The sequence below is a fragment of the Frateuria sp. YIM B11624 genome, from assembly GCF_049727805.1.
Classification (GTDB): domain Bacteria; phylum Pseudomonadota; class Gammaproteobacteria; order Xanthomonadales; family Rhodanobacteraceae; genus Frateuria_A.
This window is the reverse complement of the sequence record NZ_JBCNYA010000002.1, coordinates 78,182-98,891: the sequence shown is the minus strand read 5'-3', so window position 1 is coordinate 98,891 and position 20,710 is coordinate 78,182. Positions and strand designations below refer to the sequence as shown.

Annotated in this window: 21 protein-coding genes and 1 pseudogene; 9 read left to right on the top strand and 13 right to left on the bottom strand. The window is 66.9% G+C overall.

Translation table 11 applies throughout. The annotated features are described in order from the left end of the window. Nucleotides 1–321: 321 nt before the first annotated feature. Nucleotides 322–1,008, top strand: coding sequence for a DNA adenine methylase (locus AAIL17_RS01405; RefSeq protein ID WP_424681015.1), 687 nt, complete (start codon nt 322–324; stop codon nt 1,006–1,008). After that, a complete protein-coding gene (locus tag AAIL17_RS01400) occupies nt 999–1,844 on the top strand; it encodes an 8-oxoguanine DNA glycosylase (protein WP_424681014.1) in 846 nt (281 codons plus the stop codon). Before AAIL17_RS01405 ends, AAIL17_RS01400 begins: the two co-directional genes overlap by 10 nt. Here AAIL17_RS01400 and AAIL17_RS01395 read toward each other — a convergent pair. The 6 genes and pseudogenes from AAIL17_RS01395 to AAIL17_RS01370 form a co-directional block, all read right to left on the bottom strand. Next, nucleotides 1,785–2,459 carry a nitroreductase family protein gene (locus tag AAIL17_RS01395; RefSeq protein WP_424681013.1) on the bottom strand — a complete coding sequence of 225 codons (675 nt, stop codon included), beginning with the start codon at nt 2,457–2,459 and terminating at the stop codon, nt 1,785–1,787. The two genes, AAIL17_RS01400 and AAIL17_RS01395, sit on opposite strands and share 60 nt — an antisense overlap. After that, complete coding sequence (locus AAIL17_RS01390) at nt 2,407–3,030, bottom strand: 7-cyano-7-deazaguanine synthase (protein WP_424681012.1); 624 nt, start codon at nt 3,028–3,030, stop codon at nt 2,407–2,409. The genes AAIL17_RS01395 and AAIL17_RS01390 overlap by 53 nt, the downstream gene beginning before the upstream one ends. After that, entirely contained in the window at nt 3,027–4,133 is a 1,107-nt protein-coding gene (locus AAIL17_RS01385; RefSeq protein WP_424681011.1) for a PfkB family carbohydrate kinase, read from the bottom strand. Before AAIL17_RS01385 ends, AAIL17_RS01390 begins: the two co-directional genes overlap by 4 nt. 681 nt (nt 4,134–4,814) lie before the next feature. Further along, nucleotides 4,815–5,051: a hypothetical protein gene (locus AAIL17_RS01380; RefSeq protein ID WP_424681010.1), complete on the bottom strand. Its 237-nt coding sequence runs from the start codon at nt 5,049–5,051 to the stop codon at nt 4,815–4,817. A 158-nt stretch (nt 5,052–5,209) separates the two neighbouring features. Continuing rightward, a pseudogene (locus AAIL17_RS01375) lies at nt 5,210–6,055 on the bottom strand (YifB family Mg chelatase-like AAA ATPase); the annotation flags it as partial. A 273-nt stretch (nt 6,056–6,328) separates the two neighbouring features. Further along, nucleotides 6,329–6,583: an accessory factor UbiK family protein gene (locus AAIL17_RS01370; protein WP_424681009.1), complete on the bottom strand. Its 255-nt coding sequence runs from the start codon at nt 6,581–6,583 to the stop codon at nt 6,329–6,331. A gap of 174 nt (nt 6,584–6,757) precedes the next feature. Between AAIL17_RS01370 and glnK the strand changes: the two genes are divergently transcribed. Beyond that, nucleotides 6,758–7,096 carry a P-II family nitrogen regulator gene (gene glnK / locus AAIL17_RS01365; RefSeq protein ID WP_091338139.1) on the top strand — a complete coding sequence of 113 codons (339 nt, stop codon included), beginning with the start codon at nt 6,758–6,760 and terminating at the stop codon, nt 7,094–7,096. A gap of 54 nt (nt 7,097–7,150) precedes the next feature. Here the strand turns inward: glnK and AAIL17_RS01360 are convergent, their stop codons facing one another. After that, nucleotides 7,151–7,672 carry a DUF1453 domain-containing protein gene (locus tag AAIL17_RS01360; RefSeq protein ID WP_424681008.1) on the bottom strand — a complete coding sequence of 174 codons (522 nt, stop codon included), beginning with the start codon at nt 7,670–7,672 and terminating at the stop codon, nt 7,151–7,153. 196 nt (nt 7,673–7,868) lie between these two features. Continuing rightward, complete coding sequence (gene gpmA / locus AAIL17_RS01355; protein WP_424681007.1) at nt 7,869–8,612, bottom strand: 2,3-diphosphoglycerate-dependent phosphoglycerate mutase; 744 nt, start codon at nt 8,610–8,612, stop codon at nt 7,869–7,871. 142 nt (nt 8,613–8,754) lie between these two features. Between gpmA and AAIL17_RS01350 the strand changes: the two genes are divergently transcribed. Beyond that, nucleotides 8,755–9,414 (top strand): hypothetical protein, encoded by a 660-nt coding sequence (locus AAIL17_RS01350; protein WP_424681006.1) that lies wholly within the window; start codon nt 8,755–8,757, stop codon nt 9,412–9,414. Between the two features lie 14 nt (nt 9,415–9,428). Here AAIL17_RS01350 and hemF read toward each other — a convergent pair whose 3' ends face one another. The 3 genes from hemF to AAIL17_RS01335 all read right to left on the bottom strand — a co-directional run bounded on the left by hemF (nt 9,429) and on the right by AAIL17_RS01335 (nt 11,622). Then, complete coding sequence (gene hemF, locus AAIL17_RS01345) at nt 9,429–10,340, bottom strand: oxygen-dependent coproporphyrinogen oxidase (RefSeq protein WP_424681005.1); 912 nt, start codon at nt 10,338–10,340, stop codon at nt 9,429–9,431. 89 nt (nt 10,341–10,429) lie between these two features. After that, complete coding sequence (locus tag AAIL17_RS01340; RefSeq protein WP_424681004.1) at nt 10,430–10,843, bottom strand: hypothetical protein; 414 nt, start codon at nt 10,841–10,843, stop codon at nt 10,430–10,432. Between the two features lie 80 nt (nt 10,844–10,923). Further along, complete coding sequence (locus AAIL17_RS01335) at nt 10,924–11,622, bottom strand: ElyC/SanA/YdcF family protein (RefSeq protein ID WP_424681003.1); 699 nt, start codon at nt 11,620–11,622, stop codon at nt 10,924–10,926. 256 nt (nt 11,623–11,878) lie between these two features. Here AAIL17_RS01335 and AAIL17_RS01330 point away from each other — a divergent pair, with 256 nt between their 5' ends. From AAIL17_RS01330 to AAIL17_RS01315, 4 genes are all read left to right on the top strand, one after another. Further along, a complete protein-coding gene (locus AAIL17_RS01330) occupies nt 11,879–13,084 on the top strand; it encodes a beta-ketoacyl-[acyl-carrier-protein] synthase family protein (RefSeq protein WP_424681002.1) in 1,206 nt (401 codons plus the stop codon). Beyond that, a complete protein-coding gene (locus AAIL17_RS01325; RefSeq protein WP_424681001.1) occupies nt 13,081–13,878 on the top strand; it encodes a beta-ketoacyl synthase chain length factor in 798 nt (265 codons plus the stop codon). The genes AAIL17_RS01330 and AAIL17_RS01325 overlap by 4 nt, the downstream gene beginning before the upstream one ends. After that, nucleotides 13,875–14,672 (top strand): glycosyltransferase family 2 protein, encoded by a 798-nt coding sequence (locus AAIL17_RS01320; protein ID WP_424681000.1) that lies wholly within the window; start codon nt 13,875–13,877, stop codon nt 14,670–14,672. Before AAIL17_RS01325 ends, AAIL17_RS01320 begins: the two co-directional genes overlap by 4 nt. 73 nt (nt 14,673–14,745) lie before the next feature. Next, nucleotides 14,746–16,362 carry an NAD(P)/FAD-dependent oxidoreductase gene (locus tag AAIL17_RS01315; RefSeq protein WP_424680999.1) on the top strand — a complete coding sequence of 539 codons (1,617 nt, stop codon included), beginning with the start codon at nt 14,746–14,748 and terminating at the stop codon, nt 16,360–16,362. A 67-nt stretch (nt 16,363–16,429) separates the two neighbouring features. Here AAIL17_RS01315 and AAIL17_RS01310 read toward each other — a convergent pair whose 3' ends face one another. After that, nucleotides 16,430–18,754: a DPP IV N-terminal domain-containing protein gene (locus AAIL17_RS01310; RefSeq protein WP_424680998.1), complete on the bottom strand. Its 2,325-nt coding sequence runs from the start codon at nt 18,752–18,754 to the stop codon at nt 16,430–16,432. A 158-nt stretch (nt 18,755–18,912) separates the two neighbouring features. Between AAIL17_RS01310 and AAIL17_RS01305 the strand changes: the two genes are divergently transcribed. Beyond that, nucleotides 18,913–19,656: a glutathione S-transferase family protein gene (locus AAIL17_RS01305; RefSeq protein ID WP_424680997.1), complete on the top strand. Its 744-nt coding sequence runs from the start codon at nt 18,913–18,915 to the stop codon at nt 19,654–19,656. Between the two features lie 77 nt (nt 19,657–19,733). Here AAIL17_RS01305 and AAIL17_RS01300 read toward each other — a convergent pair whose 3' ends face one another. Continuing rightward, entirely contained in the window at nt 19,734–20,645 is a 912-nt protein-coding gene (locus AAIL17_RS01300) for a LysR family transcriptional regulator (protein WP_424680996.1), read from the bottom strand. Nucleotides 20,646–20,710: the final 65 nt, after the last annotated feature.

Genomic DNA, 20,710 nt, shown 5'->3' with positions numbered 1-20,710 from the left:
GACGATGGGCATAGCCGCCGATCATATCATGGCCGACGACCTTGGATAGCAGTTGTGCAGAAGAAATTCAAGGAGTCCCAAAGAACTTTTCGGCACACCTCTTAAGAAATGTAACCCGCAGCGGCCACCTCAAGCCCCCTTACGTACGCGGCAGATGAGCCGGCGCACAGACGCTCTCCTTGTCAGTCGAGGCCGTTTGGCTTCGCCCGGGCATGTCGCAAGAACCGAGACCGGGACCAACTCAGGCGTGTTTGGCCCCTCGCTACGGCTGGCTAGCCGCGCTCGGTTGACGGCATCGTCACTTTTGACGATGCTTGCCCCATGAGATACCCAGGCGGCAAAGGCGTTTGCTACCAGCATCTGATCAACTTGATGCCGGAGCACCATACCTACATCGAGTCGCACTTGGGCGGCGGCGCGGTCATGCGCCACAAGCGCCCAGCGGCACGAAATATCGGTATTGAAATCGATCGGCGCGTTGTCGAGCGGTGGCGGGAAAAGGGCGGTGTGCACTTTGAGCTCGTTCACGAGGATGCGCTGAACTACCTGGCCAAATTTCCCTTCACAGGGCAGGAGCTCGTTTATTGCGATCCTCCTTATATGCCATCTACGCGACGCGGCGGACCCATCTATCGCCACGAATACAACCAGGAAGGCCATGAGCGGCTTCTTGATGCGCTTCAGTCGCTTCCCTGCATGGTGATGCTTTCTGGCTATTCGAGCGAGCTCTACGACACGCGGCTAGCCGGGTGGCGCAAGCATAGCTTTATGGCCAAAACACACACGGGTCTCCGCGAAGAAACTGTATGGATGAACTTTCCGGCGCCTTTGGTGCTCCACGATCCGCGCTACCTCGGACGGACCTTCCGGGAGCGACAGACCATCCAACGGCGCACCCAAACTCTCCACCGACGTGTGACGCGCATGGCCACCACTGAGCGAGCGGCTTTCATCCGTTGGATGTCCGAGGCATTCGGTGAAGAATTTCAGGAGGTGCTATGCAAATAGCATCCGTCGACCTCGGCTCGATGGCGATCAACGTCGAGCTCCCTGATCCAGACACCACGGTTATGGATAACGTGCGTTGGGGTGAGGTTTATGCCTTCCCTACGCCAGCCTACTGGGCCTACCAGGTGATCGCTCGGCGCTTGGTATCGTCCCCCGTACGCTACAGGCTGGGCGCATCGTTGCGCGAAGAGTTCGGCGCGTGCGTGCTGGGTGGCCATGGCATCCCAGCGAGCGTTGGACTAGCCGCCTTTGAGCATTTGCGCTCCAGCGGCGCATTCGCGACCACTAGCCCGAGCGAAGAGACGCTGCTGCGCCTACTTTCCGAGCCCTTGAAGGTAGGAGAGCGCTATGTGCGGTATCGCTTTGCGAGGCAGAAGGCCAGCTATCTTGCAAAGGGGCTAGCCCGCCTGGAGGGCGAGGATGCGCCTCTAAGCAGCGGCCGCGTGCTACGTGACTGGCTCTTGGAGAGCCCTGGCGTGGGTTACAAGACGGCATCTTGGATCGCGCGCAACTGGCTGGATGCAGATGATGTGGCCATCCTCGACATCCACATTCTTCGGGCTGGCGTGCTTGCCGGGTTCTTCGGCTCGAAGATGACCGTTGAGCGTGACTATATCGCCATGGAACAGCTCTTCCTTATGTTCAGCCGTGGCCTTGGCGTACGCCCATCGGAACTGGACGCGGTGATGTGGTACGACATGATGTCGGCACCTCGTGCCGTCCAAGATATCGTTGATCGGCTCCCTGCGGAGTTTCGCAGCGCTAAGTTCATGCCATCACGTACGCGAGCCAACAAGCGCCGCGCCGACACCGCGCAACTTTCCCTCATCGGATAGTGCAGCAATCCATGGGTCGCCCGTTGCCCCAAGTAAACAGAAGTTCAAGCCCAAGGCTTCTGCCGCGATTGCCATAGCACCTTGCAACACGCCGGCATCTCTGAGCACCAAGCTCACCGGATCGGCGTATTTCGCGTCGGTCTTACCGGGTTCGGCCACGAACAGCAGCAACGTACCGTCCTGCATCGGAAGAATTTCCCCAAGCATCGCCAATAGATCGACGGGGGCAAGAACATCGAGTCGCTGCAGGGTGTGGCTCAAGCCGTCGTAGCGGCTCAAAGTGCGGCTATAAGAGTCGCATACCAGGATGTGAATGGGATGGATCGCACCGGCGGAGGGAACGCCGCGGCGCTCCAAAGGAAAGCCCATCGGGGAATCAACGCTCTCCTTGCAAGCTGCGACTGACCAAAGCAGCGCCGCTAGATCCTCCTCGCTTAGCCGCCCGAACTGCCTCGCAGATCTCCGGCCACGCAATGTGTTGAGCAAGGCAGAGTCCACGACCGGCAGAGGTAGCGGTCTGGCGGTCTGCAATGACCAGACGTGCTCATCATAGATCGAGGGCTCAAGCAGTGGCCGGGGCTGGCCCAGCCCTCTCCAAGTCGAATCCCAGCTCATGGAAGACCTCGAAGTATTTGTTGCACCCCCGACATTGGCCGCAGGGCACGTTGGCCTTATGGCAGCTATGCGCCCACGCCAAGCTGGAAGCTGGAATGCCGCTAACGCGAATGAGCTCCGAGGTCGACATTGCGATCGCAGGTGCGAGGACCCGTAGACCACCTTCTTGAAATGCCATCAAGGAATCGATGCGGTCAAAGAATCCCGGCCGTCCATCCGCGTGAGAGCCGTCGCTGGCCACAGTGCCAACTAGAAGGCGATCTACGCCGAGCGCGATTGCTCGCATGCCAGCGATGGTTGCTAAGAGCTGGTTGCGGTAGGGCCACCAATCGGAACATGGGGCGTGAACATCAGGCTCTCCTCCGGCCATATCTCCGGACCCCAGCGATCTGCAGTCGATGCTAACGACGGTGTGCGAAAGCCCCAGCTCCCGGCAGACGGCAGCGGATGCGCGGATCTCAGCCTCTGCCGCAAGCTGCCCATAGTCGATCGTGATAGCGACTTCCGGGCGGATCCACCAAGCTAATGCTGACGAGTCCATACCACCAGACAGAAGAACTGCGGTCCTCACAGGGCCATGGCCTCCCAGACGGTCCGGTAGATGGCAGTGGCGAAGTGCCGAACCATGTGACAGCCGCTGCCTTGAAACATCTTCAAGTCCTCACCCACCTCGTTCTCGGCATAGAAGACCACTGGCTTGCCTTGAGCCTTGGCATAGCCAACCTCGAAGACGGTTCCGGCGTCCATCCCATCACCGATGGCGAGGACAAGGTCGCTCTCGTCCAATAGATCAAGGTCGGCCTTGACTACTACACCTGCCTCGCCTGGCCCGACACGGTGATAGGGAGAAAGCACTTCAAGGTCTAAGGCGCTTAGCGCACGCAAAGCCTCTTCGACCACCCAGAGCTGCCCCATCGTGAAGAAAGGGCCGGCAAGATAGACCTTTGCTCGATCGCCACCATCCCTCACGTGCCGCTTATTTTTCTCGCCCACTGGAACCGGGCTGGGACGAAACTCTCGCAGTTCCTGGGCCGTTGCGGGCCTGCGCTCCTGTACGTAAAAAGCAGTGGCGCGCGACGCACGCTCTGCGGCGTCATGGGGTGAAAGGCCTTCTTCAAGCCACCCTTGCGCGAACGCTGCGACAAAAATGTCGCCTGAGCCGATTTTGAATACGTAAGAAGTTTGGTACGAGGGCACAAAAGTCATGTGGCCTTGGTAAAGAACCAGTGCGCCAATAGGCCCAGCCTTCATAACAACAACTTCGGCACCTTCACGCTCCGCAATTTTCCTCGCGAGCTCGTCTGCTGACGTAGAAAACGGCTCACCTAAGATTTTTGCGGCCTCGTACTGGTTCAGTACTACGGCGAGGTGTCTGGCTTTCGATCCTTGATCTGAAAACAGGTGCGGGTTGGCTGCGTTCTGGGGATCGTACACCGCGTAGTCGGCTGTTACCGCCGCCTCACCGGCGTACAAACCGTAGACGACGGCTTTTTCCGTTTTGATTTCAAACTTTGGGTGGTCGGCGGACGGGGCGTAAATAACAGGGCTAGCGAGCTCATGAATGTAAGCAAAGGTCGCTACCCGATCCACCTGATGCGCGTGGACTACGTATCGTTGCCCCCTATTCCGGTTAGCTAGCGAAACAGTCGCAGGCCTGTCCAGATAGGTGTACAACTCGACGTCGCTCCCTAACTCCACTATAGCTTCGGCCGCGCGTCCCGCTGACCCGTAGTACTCGTCCCACCCTTCGCGGTGAACAAGCTCCCGATAGACCCCGCCAACGATCGTTAGCATCTCAGCGAGTCTCTAACTTAACTTTTACTTGCCCGCCGTTGATCGCGGTAACCTTCGCCTTATAAATCGTGCCCGATTTGATGCACTCAATCAGACGCATGATTTGCGCCGAAGCTAGACCACCCGCGACCATCCCGTGATGTTTGGCCACAACTAGTTCGGTAACTGGACCTTGTTCGAGCTCAACAGTGAGGACATCGCCGACAGACAGTGATTGAACTACATTCGGTACGGGTGAACTCAGCTGTGTGTGGATGACTAAGTCCTCACACGTTACGTTGTTCCCCGAAAAACCGATCCCGCTGCCGCTACTTGAACCTGACATTCGTCTTCCCCCTGTTTCAGATAGGCGGGATGGACTTCACTTCACCCACCAAATCCGTATCCACACTAGTATCGTTCAACCTTCAGCTTGCCATCGTGCGCTCGAGGAAGCCACTCAAGATCAAGAGTAAGGTGTTCGAACTTGTGGGGCCGCCGAACTCTTTCCCGCATGCCTACCCATCGAGGCGCCCACCTGCGACTACGCTCAACGCTATCCCGAGCGTCCGGCTGGGCACTTCATCGTCTGATTGCCTTGACCAGTGCCGCTGTTGCCCCGGCATTGACCAGGTCGTCAGGCGTGGCCATTTGAAACTCGGCCAACGGCGTTGCTCGGTACCAAGCGATGGCTACCTTGAGATCGCCCGTCTCTTCTTGCTTCGCGTCCAACACAGACAGCAGCTCATCTGTGAACTGGCGCCAGCAAATGGCAGCGCCGCGCTTACACCAGCGAGCCAATAGTTCCGGTTCGCGCATTCCTAGGCGCTTCGCGAGCTCGGCTGGCAACACCTCGCCTGTACCCGGATCCCTTATGTCCGCCAAGAATTGGAGGAACTCAACGGCGGCCTCGCGCTTAGTCCTCATCCGCGGTCGCATCCACTATTGTTGAGTCGCGCGCACTTTGGGAATTCACAGCCGACCAGCGCCACGGCCGACGCCGTGTGGTGCGGCGCGCGGAACGGCCGCTGGCGCCAGCGCGAAGGCTCGACGCTTTGCCCGGCAACCGACAGCACGGCGCAGGTTTCCAGCGCCTCGGTCTCGCCCAGCGGCGGCAGGATGCCGGGCAGGCGCTCGGCCAGCATGGTCTTGCCGGTGCCGGGCGGACCGATCAACAACAGGTGATGGCCGCCCGCGGCCGCGATCTCCAGCGCGCGGCGTGCCTGCAGCTGGCCACGCACGTCACCCAGGTCGGGCATGCCGGAAATGGGCGTCTGCCCATCGTCGGCCTGGCCCGGCAACCCGAGTTCCTGCGCGTCGCGCAGCCAGCCGCAAACCTCGGCGAGCGAGTCGGCCACCAGCACGTCGGCCTCGGGTACCAGCGCAGCTTCGGCGGCGTTGGCGCGCGGCACCACCACGCGCCGGCCACGGGCGCGGGCGCGCAGCAGCGCCGGCAGCACGCCGGAAACGCCACGCAGATCGCCCGACAGCGCCAGCTCGCCGAGGAATTCGCATTCGTCCAGTTTTTCGCGCGGCACCTGCCCGCCGGCGGCCAGGATGCCCAGCGCAATGGCGAGATCGAAGCGGCCGCCATCCTTGGGCAGCTCGGCCGGCGCCAGGTTCACGGTGACCTTGCGGTTGGGATACTCGAACGCGGCGTTCTGGATCGCCACGCGCACGCGGTCACGCGCCTCGCGCACCGCCGCCTCGGGCAGGCCGACGATGTGCGTGCCGGGCAATCCGCCGGAGAGATGGACCTCGACCATCACCTGTGGCGCGGACACGCCTTCCTGCGCCCGGCTCAGCGTGACCGCCAGGCTCACGGCGCCCACCGCGCAGGCCAGGGTGCGGTCGTCCCTGACCGCCACGGCTGGAGAAACGAAAGGATGGTGGCCATCCGGCGGCCGGCGCGGCCAGCCGCCGCCGCACGCGACGCAGCGGCTGCACGATGTGCGTGGCCGTGCTGGCCATGTGCGATGGGGTCGCCGGAATGCATGGTGGAACGCGACTCCATCGACGTCAGGCAAAAATAACCGCCCCCGATCGCTTCTCGGGGTGAGGGTGACGGATCGGGGGCGGCTCCCGGGAGCTGGAAGCTAGGGTTCGCCGGCCGCGTCGGCCTCCAGTTCGGCGACGCGCCTTTCCAGTTCGTCGACCTTGGCGCGGGTGCGCGCCAACAGTTGGCTCTGGACTTCGAACTCCTCGCGGGTGACCAGTTCGAGACGACGCAATCCTTGCGTCAGGACATCGTGGAAGTTGGTTCGCAAGTCCTGCTGCGCCTGTGCCAACCCTGGCGGTACCAGCGACACGAGTCGCAGGGCAATTCGGTCGATTTCCTGCCGATCCATCATGGACGGCGCCTCGATCGGGTCGGTAGGAAGTCTAGGCAACGTGAACGTAGGTACACCATCGGCCGGCTCCGCCAGAGAATGTAGGGATTGTCCTACACGCCCCGCCGGGGCGACAGGCCGGGGGCCGGCAGGCACAATGGCGGCTGGCCCGGGGAAAGCGAGCGAGGAACATCCATGAAGCTGGTCGTGGCGGTCATCAAGCCGTTCAAACTGGACGACGTGCGCGAGGCATTGGCCGAAGTGGGCGTCCAGGGCATCACGGTGACCGAGGTGAAGGGCTTCGGCCGGCAGAAGGGGCACACCGAACTCTATCGGGGCGCCGAATACGTGGTCGACTTCCTGCCCAAGATCAAGCTGGAGGTAGCCGTCGCCGACGACCAGCTCGAGCGCGTGATCGAGGCGATCCAGCAATCGGCGCGCACCGGCAAGATCGGCGACGGCAAGATCTTCGTCAGCCCGCTGGAGCAGGTGATCCGCATCCGTACGGGCGAGCTGGACAATGACGCCCTGTAAGGCGCGCGTAGGGCTCCAGCCCGCCACGCGGGTGCGCAAGCGATGGAACCCGACCTACGGTTGCGCGATCTTGTCCTGCGACCGCTCGAAACGCCGGTGGTGCACCAGCAGGCCGGCGTAATAGCTGACGTAATAGCCGATCATCAGGCCCACCACCAGCAAGGTCAGCGGGCTGTTGCCCAGCTGCGGCGTGGTCGGCGCCAGCATGGGGGCGGCCGCGCCGGCGTGCGGCATCAACACCAGGAAGCGCCAGGCCAGCCGCCCGACCAGCACCGCGGTCACGGTGGCGCCGATCCACGGGTTGGGCAGGTACAGGTCGCGGCCATCGGCGCTCCGCTCGAAGCGGGTCAGGTGCAGGCCCAGCAGACCCAGCGCAACACCACCGAGAAGACCGCCGGCCAGGCCCCCGAGCAAGCGCGGGTCGTGCAGGCCGGCAAGCGAGACCAGGCCGGCCACCACGGTGAGGATCGCCACGCGGGTGATCATCGCGCCGCGGCGCACGGGTTGGCGGCCGAACTGGCGGCGCACGCGGCGCCAGACCATGAAGGCGACCAGCGGCGATACCAGGGTGGGCATGAGAAGGTTCGGCGCCACGGCTTGTCCCTCGAATGAAGTGGGGCAAGCCTACCCGGGTGCGCAGCCTGCCGCGATGGATGGGTGGCAGGCGACTCGGGTGACAGGTGTCAGCGACGGCGCCGAGCATCCCGGAGATGACGCTTCTCGCCGGCACGCGCCGATCGGTTCTCCACCGCAGGAGACCGCTGCCGTGCGGCTACTTGGCCTTGCCCTGGTTGGCCACGGCGGCCATCTTCGCCGCGATGGCGTCCGGATCGCCCAGGTAGTAGCTGCGCAGCGGCTTCATCGCCTCGTCGAACTCGTACACCAGCGGCACCCCGTTGGGCACGTTCATCTCGACGATGGCCTCGTCGGAAATGTTGTCCAGGTACTTGATCAGCGCGCGCAGCGAATTGCCGTGCGCGGCCACCAGCACGCGCTGGCCGGACGCCACCGCCGGCGCCAGCACGTCGTGCCAATAGGGCAACACGCGGGCGACGGTGTCCTTCAGGCATTCGGTGTCGGGGATCATCGACGGGTCGAGCAGCGCGTAGCGCGGATCGCGCAGGGACGGATTGTCGGCGCGGTCCAGCGGCGGCGGCGGGATGTCGTAGCTGCGGCGCCAGATCTTGACCTGGTCCTCGCCGTACCTGGCCGCCGTTTCAGCCTTGTTGAGTCCCGTCAGCCCGCCGTAGTGGCGCTCGTTCAAGCGCCAGTCGGTGACCACCGGCAGCCACATCAGGTCCATCGCATCGAGTACGCCCCACAGCGTGCGCACGGCGCGCTTGAGCACCGAGGTGTGCGCCACGTCGAAGCTGTAACCTGCCTCCAGCAGCAGCCGGCCCGCCTCCTTCGCCTCGGCCATGCCCTGCTCGGTCAGGTCGACGTCGGCCCAGCCGCTGAAGCGGTTGTCGAGGTTCCACTGGGACTGGCCGTGGCGGATCAGGACGAGCTTGTGCATGGCGTAGGCTTCGGCGGCGGGAGAACGCGAAATGGTGGGGCGCCGCCGCCGCGAGGTCAAATCGACCCTGCCACAGGTCATGCCAACCGGACCCGCCATCCGTGCATCCAACCGCAGGTATTCACCCGAGGAGAACCGTTCCATGCGCCGTCACCATCTCGCTTTTGCCCTGGCCCTCGCCTTCTGCCTGCCGCTGGCGGCCGTCGCCGGCGACGGCGACATCGACAAGGTCAACGGAACCGCCCGTGTCGAGGCTGGCCAGCACGCCGGCGACGTCAGCACGGTCAACGGCGCGGTACGCATCGGCGACAACGCCGTCGTGCGCGAGGCCAGCACGGTCAACGGCGCCATCGAACTGGGTACGCACGTGCAGGCCGATTCGCTGGACACCGTCAACGGCAGTGTCGAAGTGGGCGCGGACAGCCGCATCCGCAGCACGATCGAGGCGGTGAACGGCGCCATCCGGCTGGGTCACAACACCGACGTCGGCGGGCGCGTGTCCAATGTCAACGGCGCGATCGTGCTCGATGCCGCGCACGTGGCCGGCGGATTGGGCACGGTGGGCGGCGACATCGACGTGGGCGCCGGCTCGCGGGTCGAGGGCGGCATCCTGGTCGACAAGCCGGGTGGCTGGTTCCATTGGGGCAACAGCCGCCCGCCGCACATCGTGATCGGCCCGCACGCCGTGGTGCAGGGCACGCTGGAGTTTCGCCGCGAGGTGGTGCTGCAGGTCAGCGACAGTGCGCAGATCGGCCCGGTGAAGGGCGCCACGCCGGTGAAGTTCAGCGGCGACCAGCCGTAACTCCGTCCCGCGGCCTAGGTTTCTGAAAGCCAGTCGCGCGGCTTGAGGTACGCCTCCAGCCGCGCCTCCGGCGAGCCTGGCTCGGGCGTGTAGCCGTACTCGTAGCGCACCCGCGGCGGCAGGCTCATCAGGATCGACTCGGTGCGCCCGCCCGACTGCAGACCGAACAGCGTGCCGCGGTCCCAGACCAGATTGAACTCTACGTAGCGGCCGCGCCGGTACAACTGGAACTCGCGCTCGCGCTCGCCGTACGGCATGTTGCGGCGGCGCTCGGCGATCGGCAGGTAGGCATCCAGGAAGCCCTGCGCCACGTCGCGGGTGAAGGCGAAGCAGCGCTCGAAGCCGCCGTCGTTGAGATCGTCGTAGAACAGTCCGCCGATGCCGCGCGTCTCGCCGCGGTGCCTGAGGTAGAAGTACTCGTCGCACCAGCGCTTGTAGCGCGGATAGACGTCCTCGCCGTAGGGCGCGCACAGCTCGCGCGCCACGGCGTGCCAGTGCCGCACGTCCTCGTCGAACGGATAGAACGGCGTCAGGTCGAAACCGCCCCCGAACCACCACACCGGCTCGACGCCCGGCTTGCTGGCCTCGAAATAGCGCACGTTGGCGTGCGTGGTCGGGACGTACGGGTTCTTCGGGTGCAGCACCAGCGACACGCCGGTGGCGATGAAGCTGCCGCCGGCCAGTTCCGGCCGGTGCGCGGTGGCGCTGGGCGGCAAGGTGTGGCCGTGCACTCGGGAGAAGTTCACACCCGCCTGTTCGAACAGGGCGCCGTCGCGCAGCACGCGGGTGCGGCCGCCGCCGCCCGCCTCGCGGGTCCAGCGGTCCTCGACGAAGCGCGCGCCGCCATCGAGCCGCTCGACGGCGCTGCAGATGCGGTCCTGCACGTCCTGCAGGAAGGTTTCGGCCTGGTCGGCTTGTTGGCTCATCGGCGGATCGGTGCGGCGGGGACTGCCGCAGAGCTTAGCAAGCGAACCCGCGCCGACGCCGTGGTGCGTCGACGCGGGCAGGACAGCCATCAGCCCGCGGCGGCGGAGATCAGCTCGAGGTTGCGGCCGATGTCGCCGGAGAGGTACTGCATCCAGCCCATGTAATTGGAATGGATCAGCCGGGTGCCGTCGCGCTTGACCTCGTACTTGAGGTTCTTGCTGTCGACGTAGCGGATCTGCACCTGCTTGGTGTCGAAATCGACACGAATCTTGGCGACCCATTCGTCGCGACTGAGCTGGGCGCTGATGCTGCTGGCCTGCTGGTCGGTGACGGCCCAGCCGCGACCGAGCAACGCGCCTTTCACCGCCTTGCCCACCTGCACGTCGGTCATGCCGGCCGGCACGGCGATCGGCGCCGGATCGACCAGTGGCGACTGGCGGAACGCCATCGTCAACAGCAGCAGCGGGAGCAGCAGTACCGGCAGGAAACGGGAACGGAACATCGGACTTCCCCTGTCATCGAGTTGGCCGCGGAGCGCGGCGCGGCGAGTCTGCCGTGCCAGCCTGGCCCGCACAAGGCGCCTCAGCTGATCCGCCCGGCCATGCGGCGATGGCCGATCAGCCGGGCCCAGCGCACGCCCAGGTCGATCCACATCAGGTAGGTCGCTTCCATCACCAGCCGCGCGAGGTAGCGCGGCGTGCGGGGCAGCGTTTCCTCGGCCGCGACCGGGTGGCCATCGAAGCCCAGCCGCCGTGCCAGCAACAGGCAGCGTGCAAGATGGTAGCGGCTGGTCAGCAGCGCGACCGGCGGCATCACCTCGGCGCGGTCGCCGCCCTGCAGCAGGCCGCGCGCATGGCGCAGGTTCTCCAGCGAATCGACCGATTCCTGCTCCAGTTCCACGCGGGCGTCGGCAGGCAGTCCCTGCCGTTGCAGCCAGGCGTGGCCGGCTTCCGCCTCGCTGCGACGGCCGCCGCTGTAGCCGCCGAGCAGCAGCACGCGCCGGGCCCTCCCCTCGCGCAGCAGCACGAGCGCACGGGCCAGGCGGCCACGGTAGTCGTGCCCGGGCTCGTCGCCGGCCAGCTGCCGGCCGAACACCAGCACCACCCAGCGACCCGACAGCGTGGTGCGTGCACCTCGCGCGATCCGCCATACGTGTGCGAGATAGCCGAGCCAGACCAGGCCGGCACTCAGCAACACGGCCAGCAAGGTCACCACCGCCGCATGCAGCACGTCGGCATCGCGCATATAGCGCCAGGGATTGCGTTGCAGGGGACGGGGCACGGCGGTTCGACGGGACGAAACGCGCAGTGTGCGCAGCCGGCGACTCCGCGGCAATCGGCAGCTCGCCCCCGGCGCTGGAACGAAGTGGCCGATGCGGCTAAAGCCGTCCCAGGTACCGCTCCGCGGCGGCTCCGCCGCAGGCCTCGATCCCTCGCCCGCGCGCCACCGGACCGGCTTCCCGCGAAAGAATGAACCATCGCCGCGCGGCTGCGGGACAAGGCTAGGCAAGCCCGCGACCCGCCGCTAGGCTGCTTCGATGTTGCAACCGATCACTCCCCTGGCGGTCAGCGCCTACACCGCCACTTCCGCCCTCGGCCACGGCCTGGCGGCACATCGGCGCGCCCTCGAGAACGCCCGCACCGGCCTGCGCGCCAACGATTTCAGTCTCGCGCCGCTCGAATGCTGGGTGGGCCGCGTCGACGGCGTCGAGCAGACCCCCCTGCCTGCTTCGCTGGCTGCCTGGGAATGCCGCAACAACCGGCTCGCATGGCTGGGCCTGAACCAGGACGGCTTCCTCGATGCCGTGCACGCGGCGCGCGAGCGCTACGGCGCGACCCGCGTGGCGCTGCTGATGGGCACCTCCACCGCCAGCATCGGCGCCACCGAGGAAGCCTATCGCCGGCTCGATCCCGACGGCGGCTTCCCGGACGACATGTTGCGCCCGCCGATCCACGCGCCGCATTCGCTGGCCGGCTTCCTCGCCGAGGCGCTGGGACTGGAAGGCCCATGCCTGACCATCTCCACCGCCTGCTCCTCCAGCGCGAAGGTGTTCGCCAGCGCCGAGCGGATGATCCGCCTGGGCCTGGTCGACGCCGCGGTGGTCGGCGGCGTGGATACCTTGTGCGAGAGCGTGCTGTTCGGTTTCAACGCGCTCGAACTGGTCTCGCGCGCGCCGTGCCGTCCGTTCGATCGCGCACGCAGCGGCATCTCGATCGGCGAAGCCGCCGGCTTCGCGTTGCTCGAACGCACGGAGGTCGCGCCCGGCGCCCCGCGCCTGCTCGGCTACGGCGAAGCCAGCGACGCCCACCACATGTCCACGCCGCACCCGGAAGGTCTCGGCGCCGAACTCGCGCTGCGCGATGCGCTTGCGCGCGCCGGCCTGGCACCGGCCCAGGTCGACTACATCAACCTGCACGGCACGGCCAGCCTGAAGAACGACGAGGTGGAAGCCGCGCTGATCGCCCGCGCCTTCCCGGAACGCACGCGCGCCAGCAGCACCAAGGGCTTTACCGGGCACACGCTCGGCGCCGCCGGCATCCTGGAGGCGGCGGTCGCGCTGCTGGCGATCGAACATGGCCTGGTGCCCGGCAACCTGGGCGTCGAGGACCCCGATCCCGCTTGCGGCCCGCAGTTCGCCTGGCGCAACGAGGCGCGGCCGGTGAACGTGGCGCTCAGCAATTCGTTCGGTTTCGGCGGCAACAACGCCTGCCTGGCCTTTGCGCGCGCGGAGTACGGTGCATGAGCGCGCTCATCGTCCACGTCGAGGGCGTCGGCCTGTGGTCGCCGCAACTGGGCGACTTCGCCGCCCTGCGCGCAGCGCTGCGGGGCCAGGCGGTGGCGCCCTCGCCGGCCCGTCCGCCAGCCACCCTGCTGCCAGCCAACGAACGCCGCCGCGCGCCGGAAAGCGTGCTGCTGGCGGCCGAAGTGGCCAGCCAGGCGGTGGCGATGAGCGGGCGGGACGCCGCCACGCTGGCCTGCGTGTTCGCCTCCTCGCACGGCGACCAGCCGATCATGGACTACATGTGCGCGATCCTGGCCAGCGCGCCGGCCGAGCTTTCGCCCACGCGCTTCCACAATTCGGTGCACAACGCGCCGGCCGGCTACTGGACCATCGCCACCGGCTGCCACGCGCCGTCCAACGCGGTGTGCGCGCAGCGCGCCAGTTTCGGCGCCGGCCTGCTCGAGGCGGCCAGCCTGGCGCTGGCCGATGCGCGACCGGTACTGCTCGTATGCAGCGATACCGCGGGCAGCGGCCCGCTGGCCGAAGTCACCGCCAGCGCCGCGCCGTTCGGCTGCGCGCTGGTGCTCAGCCCGCAGGCTGGCGCGTCCACGCTGGGCCGACTTGCTCTGCACCTTTGCCCCGGTAGCATCGCCGCTGCATCGTCCGCATCGGTGGTGCCGGCCGACTGGGTGGCCGCCAGCCCATCGGCCTCGGCGCTGCCGTTGCTGGCCCTGCTCGCGCAGGGCGCGGGCCGCTGCCGCCTGATGGCGGCCGGCTCGCTCGGCATGGATGTCCACCTGGAGAAAGGCACGTGAAACCCAACCCGCCGCGCTGGTGCGTGCTCATTCCCTGCCTCAACGAGGAGGCGGCGATCCGACAGGTGGTGGAATCGGTGCTGGCGCTGAACGTACCGGTGATCGTAGTGGACGACGGCTCGGACGACCGCACGCCGGAGATCGTCGATGCCCTGCCGGTCACGCTGCTGCGCCACCCGCAGCGTCGCGGCAAGGGCGAGGCCCTGCGCCACGGCTTCCGCGAAGCGCTGAAGCAGGGCTTCGACGCGGTGGTGACGATGGACGGCGACGGCCAGCACCTGGCCAGCGACGTGCCGCGCATCGTCGAGGCGGCGCAGCGCTACCCCGACCACATCGTGATCGGCGCGCGCCTGCTCGAACGCGAGCAGCAACCCAGGGGCCGCCGCCGCGCCAACGCGGTGGCCGACTGGGGTATTTCCTGGGGTTGCGGCGTGCCGGTGGCCGACACGCAGAGCGGCCAGCGCTGGTATCCGCGCGCGGCGCTGGAACTGGTCGACCTGCCGGCGGAGAACTTCGTGTTCGAGGCGGCAATCCTGATCGCCGCCTGCCGCGAGAAAGGCCTGGGCGTGATCTCGGTGCCGATCGCCTCGCGCTACCACGGCGAGTTCCGCCTGAGCCACTTCAGCCCGGTGCGCGACGTGGTGCGCATCACCCTCTACACGATCGGCCGCGTGGTGCACTACGGCGGCATCCTGGCCAGCTATCGCCGCTCGCACGAGACGCCGCCCACGGTGATCGACGACGAAGGGCTGCTGGCAGTGGAAGCGGGCGAGCCGGCGCGGCTGATCCGCTGACGCACGCGCCGGCGGCCGGGGGGCGGCCTGCGCGTGTGTGCACACGTTCTTCAAGCAGCCGCGGGGGAGCCGCATGTCCGAAGCGAACGCCAGGCACGACGCGGTCATCCTCGGCGGCGGACTGGCCGGGCTGTGCCTGGCGTTGCAGTTGCGCAGCGAGTTCCCCGACCTCGACGTGGTGGTGCTCGAGCGCCAGACACATCCGTTGCGACCGGCGGCGCACAAGGTCGGCGAATCGACGGTCGACATCGGTGCGCACTACTTCCGTGAAACGCTGGGCCTGCGCGACTACCTGCACCGCGAGCAACTCTTCAAGTTCGGCCTGCGCTACTTCTTCTCCGACGGTTGCGCGGATGTGGGCCAGGCCACCGAGCTGGGCTTGAGCGAGGTCTTCCCGGCGCCCAGCTATCAGCTCGACCGCGGCCTGTTCGAGACCTTCCTCGGCGAGGAAGCGCTGAGGCGCGGCTTGGATTTTCGCCCCGGCACCGTGGTGCGCCAGTTCGACGTCGGCCAGGGTGGCGCACCGCACGCGGTGCGCTACACCGACGCCGATGGCCGGCAACACGAGCTGCGCACGCGCTGGCTGCTGGATGCCTCCGGCCGCGCCGCGCTGTTGCGCCGGCGCTTCGGACTCACCCGCGACGACGGCCACCACGTCAACGCCGCCTGGTTCCGGATCGATGCGCGCCTGGCGATCGACGACTGGTGCGACGACCCAGCCTGGCGCGCGCGTTGCCGCCCGCCCGAGCGCTGGCGCTCCACCAACCACCTGTGCGGGCCCGGCTACTGGGTGTGGCTGATCCCGCTGGTGTCGGGCGCGCACTCGGTCGGCATCGTGGCCGACGCGGCGATGCACCCGCTGGACGACTACCGCGATTTCGACCGCGCGCTCGACTGGCTCGGCCGCCACCAGCCGCAGGTCGCGCGCGAGGTCGCACGCCATCGCGACGCGCTGCTGGACTTCCGCTTCCTGCGCGACTACTCGCACGGCTGCACGCAGGTCTTCAGCGCCGATCGCTGGGCGCTGACCGGCGAGGCCGGCGCGTTCCTCGATCCGTTCTACTCGCCCGGCAGCGATTTCATCGCGCTGGCCAACACCTACATCTGCGAACTGGTCCGCGCCGACCGCGCGGGCCAGCCGCTGGCCTCGCGCGTGCGGCTGAGCGAGCGGCTGTACCAGTCCTTCTACGACAGCATGCTGGCGATCTTCCGCCGGCAATACCCGCTGTTCGGCAACGCCGCGGTGATGGCCTGCAAGATCGTCTGGGACCAGGCCTTCTACTGGGGCGTGCTGTGCCAGTTGGTGTTCCAGCGGCGGCTGGTCGATACGGCGCTGTTCGCCGAACTGGGACCGGCGCTGGTCGAGGTGCAGCGGCTCAACGAGCGCGTGCAGGCGCTGTTCCGCGACTGGCATGCCGTGTCGCCCGCCGGACGACCCGCGACGATGCTGGACCAGCGCCAGCTCGACTGGTTTCGCGCCCTCAACGAGGGCATGCACGAAACGCTGGACGATGCCGGCGTGCGCGCACGCCTGAACGCCAACCTGGCGCTGCTGCATGAAGTGGCCGGGGCGATCGCCGCCTTGGCCTCGCGCGACGGGGCGCCCATCGATGGACTGCCGGCCTGCACCGGTCCCGCGCCGGCGCTGTTCGACCTGGCGCCGGTCGAGGGAATGGCATCGGTGGCCTGACCGGCACCCCAAAAAAAAAGCCCTTGGGCGCGACCGGAGTCCGGACGCACCCAAGGGCGAAACCGCATCAGTCTTTCGGCATCGTGACCTTGAATTCCTTCGGCGGCGTGTCGCCGGCGAGGTGGGTCACGAAGTAGTCCCAGCGCCGGCGCATGGCGTAGGACGTGGCGTCCTTGCCGTAGCCGTGGTGCACGTTGGGGATCATCAAGAGGTCGAAGTCCTTGTTCGCCTTGATCAGCGCGTCGACCACCAGCAGCGTCTGCGACGGCGGCACGTTGTCGTCCAGCGTGCCGTGAACCAGCATCAGCCTGCCCTTGAGCTTGTCCGCGTGGTTCTGGTTGGCCTGGTCGTCGTAGTTGGTGGTGCCGTCCTTGTTCGTGACCAGCGGGCCCTGGTACTTCTCGGCCCAGTCGTCCTCGTAGTTGCGGTTGTCGTGGTTGCCGCTCTCGGACCAGCCGACCTTGAAGAAGTCCGGGTAGCGGAACATCGCGTCCGCGGTGGCGTTGCCGCCGCCGGAGTGGCCCCAGATGCCGACGCGGTTCGTGTCGATCCACGCGTAGCGCTTGCCCAGTTCCTTGATGGCGGCGACCTGGTCGGGCAGCGTGTTGTCGCCCATGTTGCCGTACCAGGCGTCGTGGAAGGCCTTGGAGCGCCACGGCGTACCCATGCCGTCGATCGCCACCACGATGAAGCCGAGCTCGGCCAGCGCCTGGTTGTCACCGCGCGAGGCCAGGAAGTTGCGCCCGCGCACCGAGCCGGTCTGCGGACCGGGATAGATGTAGTCGACGATCGGGTACTTCTTGTGCGGATCGAAGTTCGTCGGCTTGAACAGCATGCCGTAAAGATCGGTCTTGCCGTCGCGCGCCTTCACCGTGATCGGGGTCGGCGGCACCCAGCCGGCCGCGCGCAGGCGGCTGATGTCGGCCTTGGCGACGCTGGCAAGCGTGCGGCCGTCGCCGCTGTCGCGCAGCACGGTGACCGGCGGCGTGGTCGGCGTGGAATACGTATCGACGAAGGCGCGGCCGTCCGGCGAGAGGGTGATCTCGTGGTTGGCCGCTTCGGGCGTCAGCAGCACCGGCTTGCCGCCGTCCAGGCTGACCTTGAAGAACTGCTGGTAGTACGGATTCACGCCCGGCGTGCGGCCGACGCCGCGGAACCACAGCGTGCGCGTCTTCGGATCGACCTTGAGCACCTCGGTGACGTTGCCTTCGCCGGTGGTGATGGCGTGCTTGAGCTTGCCGGTCCGGAGGTCGTACAGGTACAGGTTGCCCCAGTCGTTGCGCTCGGAGAACCAGACCGCCTCGTGGCTTTCGGGCAGGTAGAACCAGTTGACCTGGCCGTTGCCGCTCTCGTAGTAGGTCGGCACGTGTTCCTCGAACACCGTGCGCACGGCACCGGTTTTCGGATCGGCGATGCGGAACCATTCGTCCTTGTGGTAGCGCGAGGTGGAAACGAAGGCCAGCGTCTTGCCGTCGTCCGCCCACTTCACGTCATCCCAGCCGCCCTCGGGGCCGCAGCTGATGTCGTCGCACAGGGTCGAGCGGTGCTGGTCCGGCGGCATCTTCAGGCGCACGACCTTTTTCGACGGCACGTCGATGACGACGCGCTCGATCATGGTCACGTCCTTGTCGCCGGCCAGCGGGCCTTTCCACTTGAGCAGCTCGGAGTGGCCGACCTTGGTCTTGAGCAGGTACATGTCGCCGGTCTTGCGCTCGTCCTGCTGGAAGGTGGCGATCTGCTTCGAGTCGGGCGACCACACCAGGATGGCGTTGTCGGTGTGCTTCCAGCCGGCGTTGTCGGTGGCGTAACCGAAGTTCTCCACGCCGTCGGTGGTGAGCCGGGTTTCCTTGCCGGTGGCGACGTCGCGCAGCCACAGGTTCCAGCCGCGGATGAAGGCCTCGCTCTTCTTGTCCGGCGACAGCACGCCCGGTTCCTTGCCGGCTTTCTTCGCTACGCACTCGCCCTGTGCGCTCTTCAGGTCGCACAGGTAGTGCGTGCCGTTCATCTGGACGTCCAGGCGGCCGTCGGCGGCGACCACGTAGTCGCGGATGCCGAGCTTGTCGGCCTTGACCGGCTTGGCCAGCGCCTTGCCCAGCGCGGCGGCGAGCCGGGGCTGGTCGAACGCATCGGACACCTTGCCGGTGGCCGCGCCCATCACGCGGTAATGGTCGCCCTTGGCATCGTGGTCGACGTACCAGAAGTGGCCGTCGTCCAGCCAGGTCACGCGCTGGATCGCGTGGTCGACCAGCGGCGCGGTGTTGGGGCCAAGGAAGCGCTCCGCGCGTGCATAGTCGTCCGTGGTCAGCGTGCGCCCCTGCGCCAGCGCGCCGGTGGCCACCAGGCCAAGAGCCAGCGCGCAGGCCAGGCGCGGACTGCCGATCGTCGATGCCATCGTGTTTTCCCCTTTTTCAGGACGTGCGAATTCAGGACGTGCGAATAGGCCGATCGTAACGTGCCCAAAGTCATGCCACCCATGCCATTAGTCGGGGGCGTTGACGGCGCGGCGGACGGGCCGGCACGCTGCCGCCTCCCCTTGCCCCGGAGTGCGCCATGGCATTCGTCGTGATCGGCAACTACCTCTCGCCCTTCGTGCGCAAGGTGCTGGCGTGCATGGAGCTGAAGGGACTCGCCTACGAGATCGACCCGATCGTGCCGTTCACGGGCAACGACGCGTTCGAGCGACTGAGCCCGCTGCGGCGCATCCCGCTGCTGATCCAGGACGGGCGCGTCTTCCTCGATTCCTCGGTGATCTGCCAGTACCTGGAAGACATCCATCCGTCGCCGCCGCTCTACCCGGCCGATCCGGCCGACCGCGCGCGGGCCCGCTGGCTGGAGGAGTACGCCGATACCGCGCTGGCCGACGCGCTGATCTGGCGGCTGTTCTACCAGAAGGCGATCCGCCCCTACGTGTTCGGCGAGGAACGCGACGAGAAGGTGATCGGCGAGGCGATCGAGCGCCATATTCCGCGGTCGCTGGACTATCTGGAAACGCAACTGCCCGCCGAGGGCTACCTGTTCGGCGCGTTGTCGATCGCCGATGTGGCGATCGCCAGCATGTTCCGCACGGCCGGCTTCGTGCGCTTCGCCATCGATGCCGCGCGCTGGCCGCGCAGCGCCGCGTTCGTGCAACGCGTGCTGGCGCACGAGGTGTTCGGCAGGCTGGCCGCATGGGAGGACGTGATGCTGCGCCTGCCGGTGTCCGAGCAGCGCGCGGCTTTGGCCACGGCAGGAGCGCCGCTCACGGCCACGACGTTCGGCACGGCGGCGCCGCGCCACGGTTTGCCGCGCACGTAGGGTGGGCTTCAGCCCACCGTCGCGATCCGACCAGGGTGGGCTGAAGTCCACCCTACGAGAGGAGACCCGACGCGCGGTCACCGCAGCGGCCCGAACTGCGCCGCCGCCCGCTCCACCAGCCAGTCGATGAACACCCGCAACCGCGCCGGCATCTGCCTTTGCGGCGGATACAGCACGGTCATCGGCAGCGTCGGCGGCCGCGTGTCGGGCAGCAGCTCGCACATGCGCCCGTCGGCCAGTTCGTCGGCGATGCGGTAGTGCGAGAACTGCGCGATGCCCAGCCCGGCGCGGCAGCAGGCAAGATACGCGTCGGCGCCGTTCACGGTGACCCGGCCAGGCAGGTGCAGTTCGCGCCGTCGCCGGCCGACCACGAACTCCAGCGGCTCGGGCCGGCGCGTGGTCGGCGACGACCAGTTCACCGCGTAATGGCCCGCCTGCAGGTCGGCCAGCGTCTTCGGCTTGCCGTGCCGGCGCAGGTAGCCGGCGCTGGCCACGGTGATCTGCGGCAGCATGGCGATGCGCCGGCCGACCATGCCGGTGTCGCCCGGATCGCCCACGCGCAGCGCGCAATCGACACTCTCGCGCAGCAGGTCGACGAAGCGGTCGCCGGTGCCCAGATCCAGTTCGATCTGCGGGAAGCGGGCGAGGAACTCGGGCAGCGCCGGGATCACCATCAGCCGGGCCAGCGTCGAGGACAGGTCCACCCGCAGCCGACCGCGCGGCACGACCGACGCCTCGCGGAAGTTCGCCTCCACTTCGTCCACGTCGGCCAGCAGGCGCACGCAATGCTGGTAGTAGGTCTTGCCCTCGCAGGTCACGCGCACGCGGCGGGTGGTCCGCTGCAGCAGCTGCGCGCCCAGCCGCGATTCGAGCGCCTTGATGGTGTGGGTGACGGTGGCGCGCGGCAGATCCAGGTCGTCGGCCGCGGCGGTGAAACTGCCCAGTTCGACGATGCGGGCATACAGCCGCATGGCATGCAGGCGATCCATTGTTGGTTCCCTTTGAAAGGTCTTGGCGATTATTGAGCATTTATCCGGTCGCCGCCGGCGCGCAC

Excerpts from the sequence above, each read along its gene's own strand:
- AAIL17_RS01405 (WP_424681015.1), top strand. The coding sequence starts at position 322 with ATGAGATACCCAGGCGGCAAAGGCGTTTGCTACCAGCATCTGATCAAC.
- AAIL17_RS01400 (WP_424681014.1), top strand. The coding sequence starts at position 999 with ATGCAAATAGCATCCGTCGACCTCGGCTCGATGGCGATCAACGTCGAG.
- AAIL17_RS01395 (WP_424681013.1), bottom strand. The coding sequence starts at position 2,459 with ATGAGCTGGGATTCGACTTGGAGAGGGCTGGGCCAGCCCCGGCCACTG.
- AAIL17_RS01380 (WP_424681010.1), bottom strand. The coding sequence starts at position 5,051 with ATGCGCGAACCGGAACTATTGGCTCGCTGGTGTAAGCGCGGCGCTGCC.
- AAIL17_RS01370 (WP_424681009.1), bottom strand. The coding sequence starts at position 6,583 with ATGATGGATCGGCAGGAAATCGACCGAATTGCCCTGCGACTCGTGTCG.
- glnK (WP_091338139.1), top strand. The coding sequence starts at position 6,758 with ATGAAGCTGGTCGTGGCGGTCATCAAGCCGTTCAAACTGGACGACGTG.
- AAIL17_RS01360 (WP_424681008.1), bottom strand. The coding sequence starts at position 7,672 with ATGCCCACCCTGGTATCGCCGCTGGTCGCCTTCATGGTCTGGCGCCGC.
- gpmA (WP_424681007.1), bottom strand. The coding sequence starts at position 8,612 with ATGCACAAGCTCGTCCTGATCCGCCACGGCCAGTCCCAGTGGAACCTC.
- AAIL17_RS01350 (WP_424681006.1), top strand. The coding sequence starts at position 8,755 with ATGCGCCGTCACCATCTCGCTTTTGCCCTGGCCCTCGCCTTCTGCCTG.
- hemF (WP_424681005.1), bottom strand. The coding sequence starts at position 10,340 with ATGAGCCAACAAGCCGACCAGGCCGAAACCTTCCTGCAGGACGTGCAG.
- AAIL17_RS01340 (WP_424681004.1), bottom strand. The coding sequence starts at position 10,843 with ATGTTCCGTTCCCGTTTCCTGCCGGTACTGCTGCTCCCGCTGCTGCTG.
- AAIL17_RS01330 (WP_424681002.1), top strand. The coding sequence starts at position 11,879 with ATGTTGCAACCGATCACTCCCCTGGCGGTCAGCGCCTACACCGCCACT.
- AAIL17_RS01325 (WP_424681001.1), top strand. The coding sequence starts at position 13,081 with ATGAGCGCGCTCATCGTCCACGTCGAGGGCGTCGGCCTGTGGTCGCCG.
- AAIL17_RS01315 (WP_424680999.1), top strand. The coding sequence starts at position 14,746 with ATGTCCGAAGCGAACGCCAGGCACGACGCGGTCATCCTCGGCGGCGGA.
- AAIL17_RS01310 (WP_424680998.1), bottom strand. The coding sequence starts at position 18,754 with ATGGCATCGACGATCGGCAGTCCGCGCCTGGCCTGCGCGCTGGCTCTT.
- AAIL17_RS01305 (WP_424680997.1), top strand. The coding sequence starts at position 18,913 with ATGGCATTCGTCGTGATCGGCAACTACCTCTCGCCCTTCGTGCGCAAG.
- AAIL17_RS01300 (WP_424680996.1), bottom strand. The coding sequence starts at position 20,645 with ATGGATCGCCTGCATGCCATGCGGCTGTATGCCCGCATCGTCGAACTG.